Here is an 18052-nt window from a genome sequence, read left to right on the forward strand (position 1 = left end):
AGCTGAGTACTCTGGAGCCGCCTTCAACCGCGGAAATCGAATGTGTCCCCGACCCTAGCACGTCGCCTGTCCTGGCCGCTGGCCATCCTTTTGCTGGTCTGGTTGTCGCCGGTTACGGCGGCCGAGCTGTTCTACCTCGGCCAGCGCATCCCGGATATCCACACCCCCTGGCGCAGTGGCGACTACCGGCAACTGCGCGAGGCGCTGGAGAAGATCGACGGGACGCAGGCCAATGCCTTGCCGCGTCGCAGTGGCGAATTCACCGGGCCGATCTACCAGCGCATGGTTTCCCCGGAGAATTTTCGCCCGCAGCTGAACATCTACGCGCCCCTGGAGCTGCGCCAGAACGAGGCACGCGAGGTGCTGTTCGAACTCAAGGAGCTGATGCGCCTGTACTTCGACTTCCGCGCCCGGCAACAACCCTACGCCGCCGAAGCGCTGGGGCTGATGACCTACTCGCTGCGCCAGCAGGCCATTCTCTTCACCCTCACCACCGAGTTCTGGATGACCCTGTCGCAGGGCGAGCAAAGCAACCCGGTGCGCCTGCAGGGCCTGCAGGAAACCAAGGCCGCAGCGGCCATGCTCGGCGGCAGCGCCCTGGACTACCTGGAGCTGACCCAGGCCTTCGGCCGCGACGAGCTGTTGCTGTACAGCGCCGAGCTGAGCCAGCAGCTACCCGAGCTGTTCGTGCATCTGCCGGTCGAGGTGCAGGCACAACTGCTGGCCCGCCTCGAAGGCCTGGCCAGCGGGCATCGCTACCCGCAGGTGCGGCAGGACATGAGCACCTTGCTACCGGTCCTGCAGATGATCCACCAGGACGTGCAGACCCAGCTGGCGCAACCGGCAAAACCGGCGAAGAAGGCGCCCAGCCTGGACCTGTCGGCGCCGGACTCAGTGCAGTAGGCCAAGGCCCTTGGCGCGGGCGACCGCCTGGGTACGCCGCTCGACCCCGAGCTTGCTGTTGATGTGGCGGGCGTGCGTCTTGACGGTGTGCAGGGAGATGAACAGCCGCTCGCTGATTTCCTGGTTCGAGCAACCACGCGCGATCAGCTGCAGCACGGCCAGCTCGCGGCTGCTGAGCTTTTCCGCCAACGGCTCCTGCTCCAGCTCGGGCTCGACGACGAACTGCGCCGCCGCCGGCAACTGGGCCAGCAGCTCGTCACGCAGCGGGCTGGACGGACGCGCCAGCAAGCGCTCGCGCAACCAGTGCGGCTGATGCTGCAGTAGCTCGACGAACGGCAGCAACGCCCCGCCCTGAGCGGCATCCAGGCAGCTATCGAGCTGTTGCTGCGCCTCGCGCTCACGCCCGGTCTGCTTCAACAGTTGCGCCAGCTGCGCCTGCGCCATCAGGCCAACCAGTTGCCCGCCCAGCCCCTGGGCACGCTGCGGCAACGCTCGCAAGCGCCGCTCGGCGTTGTCCACGGCGCCCTGCAGACGCTCCAGCGCGGCGTGCTGCAGGTCGATGTGCATGGCGAGTTGCGGGTGGAACTCCGGCGCCAACGCCCGCCCCTGATCGCCGTAGGTTTCCGCCAGCTGCGGCAGCCAGGCTGCGGCCAGTTCGACCTGACCCTGACGCAGCCACAGCTCGCACTTGATCAGCGTGATCATCGCCAGGTAGTAGATCGCAGGCACATCCCAGACATGCATCAGACGCTCGGCCTCGCCGAGCAGGGCAAATGCCTCGGCAGGACGTTCCTCGCGCCCTTCCAGGCAGGCCAGCACGCAATAGCCGATCAGCACGCCGACATCGCGACAGGCACGGGCCTCGGCGATGCCCGCACGCAGATGCTCGGCCGCCCGTGCATCCAGACGCAGGCTGAGCAGATAGCCCTCGTACAGGGTCAGCCGCGCACGCACGGAATAGCTGCGCTGGGTCGGCAGCCGCTGCACCAGCAGCAAGCCCTGATGCACTTCGTCCTGCGCTCGCAACACCTCACCACGGGCCTGCAGTACGCGGGCACGCTCGTAATGCGCGAGAGCCTCGAACAACGGGTTGCCGATACGCTGCGCCAGCTCCAGCGCATCGCGATTCAGTCCCCGCGCACGCCACAGGTCGCCGTGCACCATGGCCAGGTTGGACAGCGCCGACAGGCACAGAAAATGCGGACCGTAGCGTTCGCCAGGCAGACAGGCCAGGGCTTCGCTGCACTGCCGCTCGGCCCGTGCCCCATCGCCACGGCCACGGGCGATCACCCCATCGAGGGCCTGCCACTGCGCCAGCAGGCTGCACTGGCTGGCCGCATCGGCTGCGGGCAGGAATCGCCCGAGCTGCTCGAGCAACTCCTGCGCCGCATCCAGCTGACAGGCCAGCGCCAGGGCCCAGCCATAGAGCATGATCAGTCGTGGGGTACTGGCCAGCAGGTCGTCCGGCAGGTTGGTTTTCCAGCGCAGCAGCATGGCGACGTTCTGCTCGGCGAGCATCTTCTCTTCCGACAGATTCTGCACCAGGCTGGCCGCCACATCGGCCTGTCCGGCCACCAGGGCCTGCTCGATGGCAGAGTCCAGCATGCCCTGCGCGGCGAACCAGCGGCAGGCACGCAGATGCGCACCGCCACGCGAAGCATTCGAGCCATCCGCGGCACGCGCATTGAGCAGGTCGGAGAACAGGTGGTGGTAGCGAAACCAGTTGCCCTGCTCGTCGAGCGGCACCAGGAAGACCTGATTGGCCTGCAACTGGCGGATGATCGCAGCGCTGTCGTGGCTGTCACGCACCGCATCGCACAGATCGGCGCAGAAGCGCTCGAGGCACGCGGTGTCGTAAAGGAACTGCTGCACCTCGGCGGGTTGGCGCTCGATCACCTCTTCGAGCAGGTATTCGCGGATCAGCCCCTCACCGCCGTGCAGCTGCAGACAGGCTCCCGCCCCCAGCTCCTCGGAAGCCAGCAGCCAGAGGCGCAGGCCGGCGATCCAGCCCTCGCTGCGCTGCAGGATACCGGCGACCTGCTGCCGCTCCAGGCGCGTGCCCTGGCTCGCCAACAGTGCATCCAGCTCCACGGCGGTCAGGCGCAGATCCTGCTCGTTGAGTTCGAGCAACTGCCGCGACAGGCGCAGACGCGCCAGGTGCCAGTCGGGTCGCTGACGACTGGTGACCAGCAGCAGCACACCGGGTGGCAGGTGATTGAGGAAAAACTGCAGGCAGCGATCGAGAACCGGCCCTTGCGCCAGGTGGTAATCGTCCAGCACCAACAGCAGCGGCTGGCCATCGTCCAGTTGCCGAGTCAGCTCATCGAGCAGGCCGTCGAGCCACTGCTCGAAGGCGAAGGGCTGATGGCGCTGACGCATTTTCAGCAGGCCAAGGGCGTCCTCGCCCAGGCCCGGGTACGACTGCTGCAGGCCTTGCAACAACCGTTCGAGGAAGCGCCCGGGATCACGATCCCGCTCGCTCAGGCCCAGCCAGAGGCTGCGCCAGTGATTCGGCAGGCGTTCGCAGAATTCGATCGCCAGCGAGCTCTTGCCAAAGCCGGCAGGCGCGCTGACCAGCAGGAGGCGTCCTTGCAGCCCTTCCTCGAGGCGCTCGCACAGCCTGGGCCTGGGCATGTGCCCGGCCGGCAGCGGTGGCCGATAGAAACGCGCCTCCGCCGGCGTAGCCGGTGCATAGGGGAAAGCTGGGGAGCGGGAAAGGTCTGTCATCGGCCGATTCTTGGAAGTCTTCTGTCTGGGGCTCGATCTGAGCTCAGCCTAGCGACTTGCAGTGGCCTTTAGAAGCGCTTGCTACAGTCCGTAACGAAAAAGCCGGCACAAGGCCGGCTTTTTCGTGGTGCGTGCAACTATCAGCGAACGCCCGCCTGGCGCAGGGCCGCTGGCGTGTAGTCGCTGCTGGAGGCCTTGTAGTTGAAGTCGTAGGCCTGTTTCTCCTCGTTCTTCATACCCAGGGCCAGGTAGCGACCGGACAGCAGGTCGTACAGCGCTTCCAGCGTGTACCACGGCACTTGCTTGTCGTAGTAGTACTGGGCATGCGCCTCGGCCACGCGCCACAGGGTGCCACGACCGTCGTAGTGGTCGATCAGCGCCGCTTGCCAGGTATCCTCGTCGAGGTAGAAGTCGCGCTTGGCATAGATGTGGCGCTCACCCTGCTTGAGGGTCGCGGTCACATGCCATACGCGGTGCAGCTCGTAGCGAGTCAGGTCCTGGTTGATGTGGCCAGCCTTGATGATGTCTTCGTACTTCAGGCTCGGCGAGTCCAGCTTGTAGGCGTTGTAGGGGATGTAGATCTCCTTCTTGCCTTCGAGCTTCCAGTCGTAACGGTCCGGCGCGCCGTTGTACATGTCGAAGTTGTCGGAGGTACGCAGGCCGTCAGCCGCAGTACCCGGACCATCGTAGGACACCTGCGGGGCACGACGCACACGACGCTGACCGGCGTTGTACAGCCACGCCAGACGCGGCTCCTTCACCTGGTTGAGGGTTTCGTGCACCAGCAGCACGTTACCCGCCAGGCGCGACGGTGCGGTCACGCGCTGCTTGAAGTAGAACAGGACGTTGCTTTCCTTGCTCGGGTCGAAGTCGGTCAGCGCATCACGGAAGGTGAACTCGTCCTGGAAGTAGACTAGCGAGTAGGAACCGTTGGCCTGCGGAGTCGCCTGAGTGACCAGACGGCGCACGCTGCCACCGCGGTAGCGGGTGATGTGGTTCCAGATCGCTTCCAGGCCGTTCTGCGGAATCGGGAAGGGGTTGGCGGTCTGGAAGTTCTCCAGGCCGTTGCCACCCTCGACCATCTTGGTGTTGACCGCATTCTGCTTGGCCGCCTCGATCACCGCTGGCGGCAGGCTCGCCGAACGGTGGCTCGGGTAGACCGGCATCTTGTAGCTGTCGGGGTAGCGCTTGAACATGGCCAGCTGGCCAGGCGTCAGCTTGTCCTTGTACTGGTCGACGTTCTGCGCGGTGATGGTGAACAGCGGCTGCTCGTTGGCGAACGGGTCGGACAGGAAGCCCTTGCCGTCGACGCTGCCGGCATTGGCCGGCAGGCCGCCGGTCCAGGCCGGAATCGAGCCATCGGCATTACCGGCCATCTCGGCGCCAACCGGGGTCAGCGTGTTACCCAGCTTCGCCGCTTCGTCCGGCGACACCGCCGCCATCACGCTGGTGGCCAGCAGAGACAGGGTCAGGATGCCGCTTTGCCACAGTTTTTTTGTTGTTTTCGTTTGCATCTTCATTCCTCGAAATTCCTGGCCGCTTAGAAGTTCATACCGAAGCTGAGCGCGACGAAGTCACGGTCACGCTGGGTGTTGTACTTTCCGCCGCCGAAGAAGCTGGTATACGACAGATCAGCGGTATAGGTGTTCTGGTACTCGGCGTTGAGGCCAAGGCTCACAGCCTTGCGGCCTTCTTCGAAGTTGGCACCCGGGCCCGGTGAGTAGCCTTTTACGTCGTGCGACCAAGCCACGCTGGGACGCAGGTTCACGCCCGCGATGGCATTGGGGTAGTCCCAGATCGCACGAGCGCGATAACCCCAGGAGTTAGATGTGGTGAAACCATCGTTCTCGCAGTAGCGACTGACATTCTCGGCAGTAGTGCTGCCCAGGGTACCGGCATTCAGGCTCTGGCATGTGCCATTCGGCAGGGGGCCTGGCCCGAACACGGGGTCGCGACCGTAGCGCGCCTCATTGTTGCTTTCCAGACCACCGACGTGGGTCCAACCTACCTCACCCACCAACGTCAGGCGACTGGCCCCCATTACCTGATCGATGAAATGGGTGAAGGTGGTTTGCAGCTGGGTAATCTCTTTTCGACGATAACCATGGAGGTCGGTACCCGGTCGTCCCTGAAGCACCGAGACATTGGGGTTCAACGGCGTGATTCCCGCAAACAGGATATCCGTGGTGTTCAACTGCACCGGCGCATTGGGCCGGTAGCTGATCTCGCCGCTCCACGCCGTTCCGGTCGGCAGCGTGGTGGAGAAGCTCAACCCGTATAGCCGAATGTCTTCGGGATACTCGACGAAATACTTGGAGTTCCCCGCAACTACCAGTGGCGCCAGCTGACCAACCAAGCCTGGGATGGCGGCCCCTGGAACGCCCAATCCGCCGAGCTGCGGCCCCAGGCCTGCAGGATTCGCCGGACTGAACAGCGCATACACAGAGGGATCGGCAGCAGAGGCACTGAATATGGGCAAGCGGCTGTGGTAGTTCATCGCATAGAAACCGAACTCAGTATCGATCGGCTCGAACATATAGCGGAAAGCTACCCCCCACTGACCGCTATCACGCGCATCGCGGTCGCCACCTCTGGCAACCTTGACCCCTTCGTCAGGACTGGCCCAGGAGACACCATTGTCCTTCAGCAGATCAACCACTCCAGGAGCCAGCGGCCCCAGGCCAGCGAGCGCCCGGGAAAGACCGACCTCGGTGCGCAGTACGGACAGATTGTCGTCACAGCCATCCGCAATCACATCCGGCTGGGAGAAGAAAGTGCCGCAGTTGTCGACTACGGTCTGATCCCATTCGATCTGGTAGAACGCCTCCATCGACAGGTTGTCGGTCAGGCTTTGCGCCACGTAGAACATGTTGACCGGGATCAGGCCTTCCTTGATTTCGGCACCCGGGCGGCGAAATGCAGACACGTCGATCGGGTTGATGGCGTTGATACCACCACCGATGAACGTGCTCTCCCCCCAGTTAACGACCTGCTTACCAAGGCGCACGCTGCCGGGCATGTCGCCAATGGCGTAATTGTGATAGATGAAAGCGTCGAGAATTTCTGCGCCGGAAGCCTGAGCGCCTTCCTTGCGGTTGCTATCGCTGATGTCCTTGAACGGACGACTCTCGTCCTTCAGCTCGAAGTCGTACCAGTACTTACCACGCACGAACAAGCCGGTATCGCCATAGCGAAGCTCAAGATCATGGATACCCTTGAAGATCTTGGAGAAGGTCTCGCCACGCTTGAAGTTCAGATGACCATCATCGGAGGTCTGTGACAGGCCACGACCACCGTTGTTCACCCCGATCAGGTCCTTGTCCGCTTTCTCGGTGGACCAGCTGGCACCCACAGACAGCGACGAATCGAACTGACCTTCGATCTCACCGATATTGAAAGTGACGCCGAATGCCGGAGCGGCAAGGGTGGAAGCGAGGCTGACGGCCAGCGGAAGTTTCGCCAAACGCCAGTAGGGTTTTGTTCTTGTTGTCATCGACGCTACTCCATGTGTTTTTTGTTATGGATGCTTGGACTATAGCCAGCGGGTAGTACTGCTTGATCCCTCGAAAGTGTGATTTGCAGTCCCCAGGCACTCTGGCTCGCAGGTTTCACGTCCTGCGCCTAGCCAAGCATGGACGCGAAACAGCAATTAGCAAGCCAAACGCTTGTTTGACCGGGCGGTCACTTTCACCACCCAGCCAGTGCGCCGTTCACAGCGTGGAGAGAAATGCGCTGCCCGCCTCCTGCCACTGGGCGATTTCGACGCGAATACGCTTCTTGTCCAGTTTGCCGACGCTGGTCTTGGGAATTTCGGTAACAAGGGCGATCTGCGAAGGAATGGCCCACTTGTTGATGTGCCCCTGCTCGACGAAAGGCTTGAGGTGCTCCTTCAGCCCCTTGGCATCCAGCGCCTCGCCTTCACGCACCACCAGCAGGGCGAACGGCCGCTCGCCCCATTGCGGATCGGGCACGCCCACCACCGCCACTTCGCGCACGGCAGCGTGACGGCTGATCAGGTCTTCCAGCTCGAGCGAGGAAATCCACTCGCCACCGGTCTTGATCACGTCCTTGATGCGGTCGCGAATCTCGATGAAACCCATGCCATCGATGGTCGCCACATCCCCCGTGTGCAGCCAGCCGTGGGCCCAGAGCTCCTCGCCTTTCTCCGGCTCGCGGAAGTACCCCTGGGTCAGCCACGGCGCACGCAGCACCAGCTCACCCTGCGCCTCGCCGTCGCTCGGCAACAGCTTGCCCTCATCGTCCATGATCGCGGCTTCCACCAGCGGCACCGGGATACCGGCCTTGATGCGGTACGCCGTGCGCTCGTCCTCGCTGCCCGCACGCAGCTCCTCGTTGAGATAGGCGCAGGAGATCAGCGGGCAGGTCTCCGACATGCCATAGGCGGCCGTCAGCTGGATGCCGCGCGCCTTGGCCGCCTCGTACAGCGAACGGTTGAGCGCACTGCCACCGATGATCATCTTCATGCCACCGAAGTCGTGCCCTTGCGCCCCCGGTGCACCCAGCACCATCTGCAGGATGGTCGGCACGCAGTGGGAGAAGCTGACCTTCTCCTCCTTGATCAGGCGGCAGAGCATGTCCGGCTCGTAGCGGCCGGGGTACACCTGCTTGACCCCGAGCATGGTCGCCACGTAGGGCACACCCCAGGCATGCACGTGGAACATCGGCGTGATCGGCATGTAGACGTCGTCATTGCCCAGCAGGCGGATGCTGTCCAGGCCACCCATGGTGGCGGCCATGGACAGGGTGTGCAGCACCAGTTGGCGGTGGGTGAAGTACACCCCCTTGGGGTTGCCGGTGGTGCCGGTGGTGTAGAAGGTCGTGGCCACCGAGTTCTCGTCGAAGTCGGCGAAGTCGTAGCGGGGGCTGGCGGCGGACAGCAGGCTTTCGTACTCGCCGACGAGCCCTGGCAGCTCGGCATTGCGCTCATCGCCATCGGTCAGCAGCAAGGTCTTCTCGACGGTGGTCAGCTGCCCGGCAATGCCGTTGTAGAGGGCGACGAATTCGCTGTTGACCAGCACGAAGCGGTCTTCGGCATGGTTCATGGTGTAGAGGATCTGGTCCGGCGACAGGCGGATATTGATGGTGTGCAGCACCGCACCGAGCATGGGGATGGCAAACATGCATTCCAGGTAACGGTGGCTGTCCCAGTCCATCACCGCCACGGTGTCACCGGGCTTGACCCCTGCCTCGCTGAGCACGTTGGCCAGACGCGCGACCCGCTCGTTGAAGGTCGCGTAGCTGTAGCGCAGCTTGTCGCGATAGACGATCTCGCGGGTTTTCTCGTAGCGGCTGCCGGACAGCAGCAGGCGCTTGATCAGCAGCGGATAGGCGTGAGCGTTTTCAGCGGGAGGGATCAGTCGAGTCTGCAGCATGAAGTCACCTTGAGGCACGCTAGGGTTTGGTATGCAGCGACTCTAGAACGGTGCCTGTACAGGGAAATCAGCCCAAAGAATGATTTGCCGCGTGACCCTATTTAGAATCCTGGTCACGAGTTAGAATCGACGCCACGCAAACGTATCAAAACAGACTTTACCAAGCCCCATCTTCGTTCGAGGTAACACCATGTCCGATATCGTCATCGTCAGCGGCGCCCGCACCCCAATGGGCGGTTTCCAAGGCAGCCTGGCCAGCGTAGCAGCCGTCGACCTGGGCGCGGCCGCCATTCGCGAAGCGGTCAAGCGCGCCGGGATCGAGGCGGCCGACGTGCAGGAAGTGATCATGGGTTGCGTCCTGCCTGCCGGTCTCAAGCAGGGCCCGGCGCGCCAGGCGTCGCTCAATGCCGGCCTGCCGGCGGCCACCGGCTGCACCACCATCAACAAGCTGTGTGGCTCGGGCATGAAGGCCGTGATGATGGCGTTCGACTCGCTGAAGGCCGGCAGCAACCAGGTGATGATCGCCGGTGGCATGGAGAGCATGTCCAACGCGCCGTATGTCCTGGAGAAGGCCCGCACCGGCCTGCGCATGGGCCATGGCGAGATCAAGGATCACATGTTCCTCGATGGCCTGGAGGACGCCCGTACCGGCCGCCTGATGGGCTCCTTCGCCCAGGAGACCGCAGACCAGTACGGCATCACCCGCGAGGAGATGGACGCCTACGCCATCGAATCGCTGCGCCGTGCCCAGGCCGCGATCCACGACGGTTCGCTGGCGAACGAGATCGTACCGGTCACCGTGACCTCGCGCAAAGGCGAGGTGATCGTGAAGGACGACGAACAGCCGCTGACCGCCAACCTGGACAAGATCCCCGCGCTGAAGCCCGCCTTCAAGAAGGACGGCACCATCACCGCGGCCAACGCCAGCTCGATCTCCGACGGCGCCAGCGCGCTGCTGCTGATGACTGCCGAAGAAGCGGCTAGACGCGGCCTCAAGCCGCTGGCCAGGGTCGTGGCCCACGCCACCCAGAGCCAGGACCCGAGCGAGTTCACCCTGGCCCCTATCGGTGCGATGAGCAACCTGCTGAAGAAGACCGGCTGGAACAAGGACGAAATCGATCTGTTCGAGATCAACGAAGCCTTCGCCATGGTGACCATGCTGGCGATGCGCGAACACGGCCTGGATCACGCCAAGGTCAACGTCTTCGGCGGTGCCTGCGCCCAGGGACACCCCGTCGGCTCGACCGGCTCGCGCATCATCCTCACCCTGATCAACGCCCTGCAGGCGAAGGGCGGCAAGCGCGGCGTCGCCTCGCTGTGCATCGGCGGCGGCGAGGCCACAGCCGTCGCCATCGAACTGCTGTAACCCCGCCCCTCAAGAAAAAGCCCCGCAACTGCGGGGCTTTTTCGTTCAGCGCATCTCGGTGAACGCCAGCTTCACGCCGATACCGACCAGCACCGCGCCCATCAGTCGATCGAACCAGTGGCCCATGCGTGCAAATCCCGCGCGCACCCGCTGCTGACTGAACAGCCAGGCCACCAGGCAGAACCAGAATGCGGTCGCCAGCGCCAGGTAGAGGCCATAGCCCGCCTGCACGGCGATCGGGGTATGCGGGTTGATCACCACGGTGAACAGCGAGAGGAAGAACAGCGTCGCCTTGGGGTTGAGCCCGTTGGTGACGAAGCCGGTGACGAACGCACCGCGCCCGCTGCGCTCGCCGGCGGCCAGGTTCAGTTCGGCACTGCCCGGTTCAGCCGGGCGGGCACGCAGAGCCTTGACCCCGATGTACAGCAGGTAGGCCGCCGCCAGCCACTTCAGCGCGTTGAACAGAACGATGGACTGCGACACGATCAGGCCGATGCCGAGCAGCGAATAGGTCACGTGCACCAGAATGCCGGTGCCCACGCCAAATGCCGTGAACAGCCCGGCACGGCGACCATAGCCGACGCTCTCGCGCACCACGATGGCGAAATCGGGGCCCGGGCTGGCCACCGCCAGCAGGTGGATCAGGGCGACGGTGAGAAATTCACTCCAGTACATGGCGGCTCCGCATCGGTGATGAAGGTCTGGTAGGCTCGCCAATCTACTCTTGCGACCCTCCTGCGAAAAGGTACAGCTGATGAGCAACAGCCCACGCGCCGTCTTCCTCGACCATGCTTCCCTCGACCTCGGCGACCTCGACATGCAGCCGATGCAACAGGCCTTCGCCGAGCTGACCCTGCATGCCCATACGGCGCCGGATCAGGTCGCCGAACGCCTGCAAGGTGCACAGGTCGCCATCAGCAACAAGGTGCCGCTGGACGCCGCCACATTCGACGCCTGCCCGGATCTGCGACTGGTCCTGGTCACCGCCACCGGTACCAACAACATCGACCTGAACGCCGCCAAGGCCCATGGCGTGACCGTCTGCAACTGCCAGGGCTACGGCACCCCCTCGGTGGCCCAGCACACGCTGATGCTGCTCCTGGCACTGGCCACGCGCCTGCCCGACTACCAGCGTGATATCGCGGCAGGTCGCTGGCAGCAGGCCAGCCAGTTCTGCCTGCTGGATCACCCCATCGTCGAACTCGAAGGCAAGACCCTGGGCATGCTTGGCCACGGCGAACTGGGGGGCGCGGTCGCCCGCCTGGCCGAAGCCTTCGGCATGCGTGTGGTACTCGGCCAACTGCCCGGTCGCCCTCCGCGCGCCGACCGCCTGCCGCTGCACGAACTGCTGCCACAGGTCGATGCACTGACCCTGCACTGCCCCCTCAACGAACAGACACGCAACCTGATCGGTGCAGCCGAACTGGCGCTGATGAAACCGCGCGCCTTCCTGGTCAACACCGCACGCGGCGGCCTGGTGGATGAACAGGCACTGGCCGACGCACTGCGACGCGGCCACCTGGGCGGCGCGGCGACCGATGTCCTGCTGCAGGAACCGCCGAAGGACGGCAACCCGCTGCTGGCCACTGACATTCCCCGCCTGATCATCACCCCGCACAGTGCCTGGGGCAGCCAGGAAGCACGCCAGCGCATCGTCGGCCAGGTGGTGGAGAACGCCGCCGGCTTCTTCGCCGGTGCGCCGCTGCGAGTCGTCGGGTAACAGGCCGCTGAAAACGCAGGCGAGACGACAAGACAAGGCCCATGGCAGCCCCGCAAAAGCGGCCGAAACACGGCGCAGCGGGTTAGCCGCCACGGGCTGGCCCGAAGGGCGAACGTAGAGAGTGAGGAGCATTGGGCGCGCTTCGTTCGCCCCTTCCGGGCTGCGCTGATGCCGGTTCGGCCTCTGGCTATGAGGCTGATGTCAACGCAGCAGTACCAACGTAGGTAGTTTTTCAACGAACTGGTAAGCTGCGCAGCTTTTTCAGGCAGGTGCCCCCATGGATCCGCGAAGCGAAGTTCTCCTGCGCCAGGCCGAGCTGTTCGATGGCCAGGTACTGCTGGCAGGCCTGCCGGCCGATGACCTGCTTGGCGCACTGCCGCAGGCCCGTGGCTGGAACTGGCACGCCGGTGACCAGGCGCTGCTCGCTGCACGCTTTCCGGGGCGCAGCCAGTTCGACACGCAGATGCCGGCGGGTGACTACCGCGCCGCGGTGCTGTTCCTGCCGAAATCGCGAGAGCTCGCGGACTACCTGCTGCAGGCCCTGGCCGCACGGCTGGCCGGCAAACCGCTGTACCTGGTGGGAGAGAAACGCGGCGGCATCGAACGCGCCGCGAAACAGCTGGCCGTCTTCGGCAAGCCGCGCAAGCTCGACAGCGCCCGGCACTGCCAGCTGTGGTGCGCCACTGTCGAACAGGCGCCGCAGCAGCCAGACCTGCAGGCGCTGGCACAGCGTTACCCGTTGCAACTGAGCGACGGCACCCTGGAGATCGTCACCCTGCCGGGGGTCTTCGCCCACGGTCGCCTCGACCGCGGCAGCGCCCTGCTGCTGGAGCACCTGCAGGACCTGCCCAGCGGCCACCTGCTGGACTTCGGTTGTGGCGCGGGCGTGCTGGGCGCTGCACTCAAGCGCCGCTACCCATCGAGCCAGGTGACCCTGCTCGACGTCGACGCCTTCGCCCTGGCCAGCAGCCGGCTGACGCTGGCGCACAACGGTCTCGAGGCCGAGGTCATTGCCGGCAGCGGGATCGAGTCCGCCCCCGAGGCACTGAGCGCCATCATCAGCAACCCGCCTTTCCATCAGGGCGTGCACACCGATTACCAGGCCAGCGAGAACCTGCTGGTCCAGGCCGGCCGTCACCTCGTCGAGGGTGGAGAGCTGCGCCTGGTCGCCAACAGCTTTCTCAAGTATCCGCCGTTGATCGAGCGCCACCTCGGTCCCTGCCGCACCCTGGCCGAGGCCGATGGTTTCCGCATCTACAGCGCACGCCGCTGAACGGAGTTGCTTCGAACGCGGCGCACGGGCACAATGGCGCCCGTCCTAGGGGAGTAGTCTCCCGCGAGCGCCCTGCTCGCCCGGTATGCGTCAACACACTTGCTCCACAGAGCATGGCGCATGCGACCCAAGGTCTGCTCAGACAGACCTGCGGTTTGACAAGACCTATGACACGTACAACCTCACCCGGGGGCGGGAAGGTCGTTCGTGTCATAAGCCGTGTTGACCCGCCCCTTTAGGAAACCTGATGCTGGAATCCCTGTTCGTACCCACCCTGATCGTTGCCCTCGCCGAAATCGGCGACAAGACGCAGCTGCTCGCCTTGCTGCTGGCGGCACGCTTTCGCAAACCCTGGCCGATCATCTGGGGCATCGTCGTCGCCACCCTGGCCAATCACTTCGCGGCGGGCGCCATCGGCAACTGGGTCGCCAGCTTCTTCTCCCCGGCAACCCTGAGCTGGATCCTTGCTGCGAGCTTCGTCGCGGTGGCGGCCTGGACGCTGGTTCCGGACAAGCTGGACGACGACGAAGAATCCGGCCTGAAGAAGTACGGCCCCTTCCTCACCACCCTGATCGCCTTCTTCCTCGCCGAAATGGGGGACAAGACCCAGGTCGCCACGGTGATGCTGGCGGCACAATATCCGCACTTCATCCTGGTGGTCGCCGGCACGACCCTGGGCATGCTGCTGGCCAACGTGCCCGTGGTGCTGGCCGGCAACTTCGCCGCCGAGCGCCTGCCTCTGACGCTCATCCGTCGCCTGGCAGCCTGCGCGTTCGCCGCCCTGGCCATCTATGCCGGCTACCAGGCCCTGAAGCTCAGCGGGCTGATCTGACGCTTCCATGACGCCAACGAACCGGCATTTCGGCCAATCCCATCGCCCCCTGGCCTGCTGCTAGAGTGCGCACCACGTCACGTGAAGCAGCAGGCCGCTGAACGACCGGCGCACGCCAGGTACGGAGCCGCCATCGGTGCCACGCTCACCTGTTCAGCAGCCGGGAGGGCACCATGTCATTGGATGATCGCAAGAAGGTGGTGTGCCAGCACATCGACCTGGTCTGGAACAGAGGCCGCCTGGCGCTGGCCGAGCAACTGCACTCGCGCGACTTTCTCTACAAGAGTTCGTTCGTCGGTCATCCACTCGACAGCGCCGGCTTCATCCAGATGGTGCAGGACATTCGCCACGCCATGCCGGACCTGCAGGTGGTCATCGAGGAATGCATCGCCGAGGGCTGCAAGGTGGTGACCTGGAGCACGCTGATCGGCACCATCCAGAAACCGGCACTGGGTTACCCGCCCAGCGACAAGGTACTGAGCATCTCGGCCATGGCGTTCTGGACCCTGAGCCCAGGCAACGAAATCCAGGAAATCTGCACCATGTTCGACATGGAAAGCTTCCGCTCCCAACTGGGCCTGCAGACCCGCTCCTTCGCCGAAAAAGCCCTCCCCTGAGAAGACCTGCGGCGTACCATGCACGCCGCAGCAGCCCTGTCAGCGCTTGGCCCGAGCCTGTTCGTACAGCGGCATCACCTTGGGAATGGCCGCCTGCAGCGACGCGATACGGCTACTGGACGACGGGTGCGTGCTCATGAACTCGGGGGGCGCACCACCGCCGGCAGCCGCCATCTTCTGCCACAGGCTGATAGCGGCATTCGGATCATAGCCCGCACGCGCAGCCAGCTCCAGCCCGATCAGGTCGGCCTCGTTCTCGTTGCCCCGACTGTTGGGCAGGGTGAGGCTGTACTGCACCACCGTATCGGCCATCGCCAGGCTACTTTCCCCCAGCCCCAGCAGAGCGCCGGCGCCCTGCTTGGCCAGTTCGATACCGTAGGCCTTGGACATGGCTTCGCGGCTGTGTTCGCGCAGCGCGTGCGCCATCTCGTGACCCATGATCGCGGCGATCTCGTCGTCGCTCAGCTTGAGCTGCTCGATGATGCCGCTGTAGAAGATGATCTTGCCGCCCGGCCCGCAGTTGGCGTTGAGCTCGGGGCTCTTGATCAGGTTGACCTCCCACTGCCAGTTGGCCGCATCCGGGCGAAAACGCGGCGCTTGCGGAATCAGGCGGTTGGCGATGGTCTGCAGGCGCCGGGCATTGGCGCTGCTCTTGTCCAGCGCGCCCTTGCTCGAAGCTTCGCTCAGCGTCTGCTGATAGGACTGCGCATACATCTGATTGACTTCATCAGCTGACAGCATGCTGAACATGTATTGCTTGCGCTCGACGCCGACGGCACCCGCGCTGGTGGTATTGACCGCCTGGCAAGCGGAAATCAGCAACGCGGCTGCCAGGCCACTCAGGTGAAGAACCTTGCTCATCGAGCCATCTCCTTGCATGGGCCGCCTATGCTAGGCCGCCCCGGATACTCGGGCAACCGCCGCACTTGCGTGATGGCCAAGGGCAATCTTTGCTGAATGCAGCACTGACGCAAAGGATCATGCCAGGTCACTAAGGTTTTGCCCTGTCACGGCCGATACAACGTGACAGCCGCACATTGCGCTCGGGAGCTCTCATGAAGTTCAAGTCGATCCAGTTTTCCGTCGCCTTTCTGGCCGGCACCAGCGTGCTGGCGGTCGTCGTGGCCCTGGTGCTCTATGCCCTGTTCGCCGGTGACCGGACCCAGACGCTGGTCCAGCAGCGCACCCAGACCCTGCTCGAACGCGTCATCGAACAGCGCCTTGGCGCCCTGGCGCAAGCGCAGGTCAGTGAGATTCAGCGCGAACTGGAAGTGCCCCTGCAGATCACCGCCGACCTGGCGCGGGTCAACGCCATGCTTGGCATGACCGACAGCAATGGCAGCCCCCTGCTCAGCATCAGCCGCGAGGAGCTGGCCAGCCTGGTGCATGAGACCACTGCCGCCAATCCGAAGCTGCTGGGCAGCTACATCGGCTGGGAACCGAACGCCTTCGATGCCAGCGACGACCTCTACGCCGGCAGCAAGGAGAACGGCTACGACGGCAGCGGACGCTTCCTGCCCTGGTGGTACCGCAACGCCGACGGCAGCCTCGGCGTCGATGCCATCGGCTCGACCGAGAGCGAAGAACTCCTGCCCACCGGCGTGCGAGCCGGCGAGTACTACCTCTGCCCCAAGGAGCGCAAGCGTCCCTGCGTGATCGATCCGGCCCCCTACGACGTGGGCGGCAAGATGACCATGCTTGCCTCGTTCACCGCGCCGATCCTGGTCAATGGCGAGTTTCGCGGCATTGCCGGTGCCGACCTGGCCGTAAACTTCATTCAGGAACTGCTGGTCAAGGCCGACTCGCAGCTCTATGACGGCGCCGGGGACATGGCACTGATCGCCAGCAACGGCCGTCTGGTCGCCTCGACCAAGGCGCCGGACAAACTCGGCGAGCCGGCCACCGCGCTGCTCGATGCCAACGAGGTCAGCAACCTGGGCAAGCTGCAACCCGGTCAGCCGCTCTACGCCATCGACGCCAAGGACGACCCGGACCACAGCCATATCGAGCTGTTCCTCAGTTTCAACATCGGCCAGAGCGATGCGCGCTGGGTGATGATGGTGGTGCTGCCGCTGAAAGCGGTCATGGCCGACCTCTATCAACTGCAGGACGATCTGGCGAGCCAGCGCGACAGCGACACCTTGGGCATGACCCTGGTGGGCCTGCTGATCGCCGGCCTCGGCCTGCTGGTCATCTGGTTCGTGGGCTACGGCATTGCCCGTCCGCTGCGGCAGATGGTCGGCATGCTGGACGATATGGCCAAGGGCGACGGCGACCTGACGGTACGCCTGCAGGTGGAGCGTACCGACGAACTCGGCCAGATCGCCCAGGGCTTCAACGCCTTCCTGACCAAGCTGCAGGCGATGATCGCCTCCGTGGTGACCTCGGTGCAGCAGGTCAGCGACTCCTCCGAGCACACCGCCGATATCGCCATCCGCACCAACCAAGGTGTGCAGAAGCAGCTCGCCGAAATCGAGCTCGTGGCCACCGCCGTGCACGAGATGACCGCCACCGCGCAGGACGTCGCACGCAATGCCACCCACGCCGCCGAAGCGGCCAACCATGCCGACCGCGCGGCCAACCAGGGCAAGCAGGTCGTGCAGGAAACCTCGGCCGCCATCGCCGCGCTGGCCAGCGAAATCGGTCGCGCCGTGGGCGTGGTGCAGAACCTGGCCAAGGACAGCGAGAACATCAACGCCATCCTGGTCGCCATCCGTGGCATTGCCGAACAGACCAACCTGCTCGCGCTCAACGCCGCCATCGAGGCCGCCCGCGCAGGCGAGCAGGGTCGTGGCTTCGCCGTGGTCGCCGATGAGGTGCGCAACCTGGCGCAGAAGACCCAGCAGGCCACCGAAGAAATCCAGACCATGATCCAGCAGTTGCAGCAGGGCACCCGCGAAGTGGTCAAGGTGATGGAGCAGAGCCAGAGCAAGACCGACGACAGCGTGGAACACGCCAACCAGGCGGCCAGCTCGCTGGAAGACATCACCCAGGCGGTCTCGGTGATCAACGACATGAACACTCAGATCGCCAGCGCCGCCGAAGAACAGAGCGCCGTCGCCGAGGACATCAACCGCAACGTCACCAATATCGGTCAGGTCGCCAACGAAGTCGCCGGCGGGGCCGACGAAGCCAGCCAGGCCAGCGCCCAGCTGACCAGGCTGGCCGAGCAACAGCGCCGCCTGATCAATCAGTTCAGGGTCTAGTCGAGATTATCGGCA

The 18052-nt window shown here is 64.4% G+C and carries 13 protein-coding genes and 1 riboswitch; of the genes, 7 read left to right on the forward strand and 6 right to left on the reverse strand.

The genetic code is table 11. The annotated features are described in order from the left end of the window. The first annotated feature begins 42 nt into the window (after positions 1 to 42). Entirely contained in the window at positions 43 to 903 is an 861-nt protein-coding gene (locus JLK41_RS20240) for a hypothetical protein (RefSeq protein WP_134675665.1), read from the forward strand. Here the strand turns inward: JLK41_RS20240 and JLK41_RS20245 are convergent. The 4 genes from JLK41_RS20245 to JLK41_RS20260 form a co-directional block, all read right to left on the reverse strand. Next, entirely contained in the window at positions 892 to 3630 is a 2739-nt protein-coding gene (locus JLK41_RS20245) for a winged helix-turn-helix domain-containing protein (protein WP_210389683.1), read from the reverse strand. The genes JLK41_RS20240 and JLK41_RS20245 overlap by 12 nt on opposite strands. Positions 3631 to 3770: 140 nt before the next feature. After that, entirely contained in the window at positions 3771 to 5144 is a 1374-nt protein-coding gene (locus JLK41_RS20250) for a DUF1329 domain-containing protein (RefSeq protein WP_210389684.1), read from the reverse strand. A gap of 26 nt (positions 5145 to 5170) precedes the next feature. After that, positions 5171 to 7123: a DUF1302 domain-containing protein gene (locus JLK41_RS20255; RefSeq protein ID WP_047588058.1), complete on the reverse strand. Its 1953-nt coding sequence runs from the start codon at positions 7121 to 7123 to the stop codon at positions 5171 to 5173. A 217-nt stretch (positions 7124 to 7340) separates the two neighbouring features. Next, positions 7341 to 9023 carry a fatty acid--CoA ligase gene (locus JLK41_RS20260; RefSeq protein WP_210389685.1) on the reverse strand — a complete coding sequence of 561 codons (1683 nt, stop codon included), beginning with the start codon at positions 9021 to 9023 and terminating at the stop codon, positions 7341 to 7343. 190 nt (positions 9024 to 9213) lie between these two features. On the opposite strand from JLK41_RS20260, the gene JLK41_RS20265 reads away from it, so the two are divergent. Further along, positions 9214 to 10389 (forward strand): thiolase family protein, encoded by a 1176-nt coding sequence (locus JLK41_RS20265; protein WP_047588054.1) that lies wholly within the window; start codon positions 9214 to 9216, stop codon positions 10387 to 10389. 45 nt (positions 10390 to 10434) lie between these two features. Here the strand turns inward: JLK41_RS20265 and JLK41_RS20270 are convergent, their stop codons facing one another. After that, a complete protein-coding gene (locus JLK41_RS20270; protein ID WP_037050923.1) occupies positions 10435 to 11064 on the reverse strand; it encodes a LysE family translocator in 630 nt (209 codons plus the stop codon). A gap of 79 nt (positions 11065 to 11143) precedes the next feature. On the opposite strand from JLK41_RS20270, the gene JLK41_RS20275 reads away from it, so the two are divergent. The 4 genes from JLK41_RS20275 (at position 11144) to JLK41_RS20290 (ending at position 14831) form a co-directional block, all read left to right on the forward strand. Then, complete coding sequence (locus JLK41_RS20275; RefSeq protein WP_210389686.1) at positions 11144 to 12109, forward strand: 2-hydroxyacid dehydrogenase; 966 nt, start codon at positions 11144 to 11146, stop codon at positions 12107 to 12109. 277 nt (positions 12110 to 12386) lie between these two features. Next, positions 12387 to 13382, forward strand: coding sequence for a methyltransferase (locus JLK41_RS20280; RefSeq protein ID WP_210389687.1), 996 nt, complete (start codon positions 12387 to 12389; stop codon positions 13380 to 13382). Between the two features lie 36 nt (positions 13383 to 13418). After that, positions 13419 to 13606, forward strand: a riboswitch (yybP-ykoY riboswitch). 23 nt (positions 13607 to 13629) lie between these two features. Beyond that, a complete protein-coding gene (locus JLK41_RS20285) occupies positions 13630 to 14214 on the forward strand; it encodes a TMEM165/GDT1 family protein (RefSeq protein ID WP_037050928.1) in 585 nt (194 codons plus the stop codon). 173 nt (positions 14215 to 14387) lie between these two features. Beyond that, the gene (locus JLK41_RS20290; RefSeq protein WP_037051056.1) at positions 14388 to 14831 is read left to right on the forward strand and encodes an ester cyclase; all 444 of its coding nucleotides are present in this window, start codon (positions 14388 to 14390) and stop codon (positions 14829 to 14831) included. A 39-nt stretch (positions 14832 to 14870) separates the two neighbouring features. Here the strand turns inward: JLK41_RS20290 and JLK41_RS20295 are convergent, their stop codons facing one another. Next, on the reverse strand, positions 14871 to 15692 hold the full coding sequence (locus JLK41_RS20295; protein WP_134675671.1) for a M48 family metallopeptidase: 822 nt from the start codon (positions 15690 to 15692) through the stop codon (positions 14871 to 14873). A gap of 194 nt (positions 15693 to 15886) precedes the next feature. Between JLK41_RS20295 and JLK41_RS20300 the strand changes: the two genes are divergently transcribed. Then, positions 15887 to 18037, forward strand: a complete 2151-nt coding sequence (locus JLK41_RS20300; protein ID WP_210389688.1) for a methyl-accepting chemotaxis protein — start codon at positions 15887 to 15889, stop codon at positions 18035 to 18037. Positions 18038 to 18052: the final 15 nt, after the last annotated feature.

The sequence above is a fragment of the Ectopseudomonas khazarica genome, assembly GCF_017915135.1.
Lineage (GTDB): Bacteria > Pseudomonadota > Gammaproteobacteria > Pseudomonadales > Pseudomonadaceae > Aquipseudomonas > Aquipseudomonas khazarica.